The 662-nt window shown below is 48.3% G+C and carries 1 protein-coding gene; it reads right to left on the bottom strand.

Annotated features, from left to right (window positions below):
* Positions 1-14 precede the first annotated feature (14 nt).
* The coding region (locus NGM62_RS21995; RefSeq protein WP_262250449.1) for an ISAs1 family transposase at positions 15-662 on the bottom strand (648 nt) is incomplete at its 5' end.

Raw genomic sequence — 662 nt, 5'->3', positions numbered from 1 at the left:
CAGGGATTTCGCTTTTAAAGTTTTAGCACCTTTTCACGGTATTTGTCGCTACATGCTGCCATTATCCGCTTGTTAGGTTTCGAGTTTTTAGTGGATTTTTCGTTATCAATCAATGCCAGTGCTATTTTACTGATCAGGTTAAAGTTCTGAGCGGAGTTTCCCGCTCGTTTGAGCTGCCCGTCTTCCCTGAATATCACGTCCAGGTTCCAGTGCAGATTATTTTCTATACCCCAATGGCTCCTGATGGCTCCGTTCAGCAAATCCGGGTCATCGCCCAGTGACGTGATGTAATACCGGTCCTCATTGGATGTGCTGCCGGTTTTCTTGCAATATCGCTCCGCGCTTATCTTCACGATTGAGCGGAGGTTTTTCCACTCCTCCCTGCCATCCAGAAATTCCAGAGAACTGGTGACATGGCATACCCTGGTCTCCACACGGCCGTGGCCGGATGTGACATCCCTGCCAACCTTCACTGCATCTCCCCGCTGAAACAGCTTTGTTAATTGTTCTTTCAATCCGGCCTGGTTATCTTTTACCATCAGGATATAATCGGCCTTCTTTTTTATGATTTGCTCTGCGATGGTTTTCTGGCAGCCCATAGCGTCGATGGTCACAATGCATCCGTCAAGGGTAAGCAACTCCAAAAGCTTGGGGATGGCCGT

Origin of the sequence: Parapedobacter soli (assembly GCF_025460835.1) — a bacterium.
GTDB classification, from domain to species: domain Bacteria; phylum Bacteroidota; class Bacteroidia; order Sphingobacteriales; family Sphingobacteriaceae; genus Parapedobacter; species Parapedobacter soli.
This window is presented reverse-complemented; position numbering and strand designations above follow the sequence as displayed.